Here is an 882-nt window from a genome sequence, read left to right as displayed (position 1 = left end):
AGCGTCGGCGGCATCTCCACCGATAGCCTGCGCAACACCCGCAACACGGCCAAGGCGATGGGCGACACCGGCGACAGTCGCATGCAGGCCCTGGGAGCCATCAATTTGGCGGTGGCCGGCGGACAGGCGGTCGACACCGCGCAGGCCTTGGCCAGCGGCGGAGGCGTGGGCTACAAGGTCAGCGTCAATGTCAGCCGCAACAAGAGCGAGGGCAGCAGCATCACGCATGCGAGCGAGGCCGTGGGATCGAGCATCGTCGGTGCCAACAACGTCAATGTCGTTGCGACCGGTGGTGGTGCCGCGTCCAACATCCACGCCGTGGGCTCCACCATTGCGGCAGGCAACAACGTCAACCTTGCTGCCGACAATGCGATCACGTTGGAGGCCAGCAGGAACACCTACGACAAGGTGGGCCAGAACTCCAGCAGTGGAGCGAGTGTTGGCGTCGGTTTCGCGGGCGGATCGCAGAACGGCTTCACGATCGAGTTGGGTGTCAGCAAAGGCCGCGGTAACGAGAGCGGCTCGGACGTGAGCTACAACAACACGCACGTCAGTGGTGGCAATACCGTCAACATCTCCAGCGGTGGCGATTTGAACCTGAAGGGTGCGGTGATTGACGGTGCGCGTGTCAATGCGAACGTCGGCGGCAACCTGAACATTGAGAGCCTGCAGGACACAAGTCGTCAGGTGTCCAAGCAAAGCAGCTCGGGCGCGAACGTGAGCTTGTGCATTCCACCGATCTGCTACGGCGTCAGCACTGTCGGCGGCAATGCCGCGAGCGCCAAGGCGAATGGCGACTTTGCGAGCGTGAACGAGCAGTCGGGCATCAAGGCAGGCGACGGCGGATTCAACGTCAACGTCAAGGGCAACACGGACCTCAAG

The 882-nt window shown here is 62.8% G+C and carries 1 protein-coding gene; it reads left to right on the top strand.

The window, feature by feature from the left end:
• Positions 1 to 882, top strand: an 882-nt coding sequence (locus AC1D2E_RS36000; protein ID WP_478201814.1) for a hemagglutinin repeat-containing protein, incomplete at both ends; no start/stop codon positions are given.

This window comes from Variovorax sp. P1_H2 (assembly GCF_056405295.1).
This window is presented reverse-complemented; position numbering and strand designations above follow the sequence as displayed.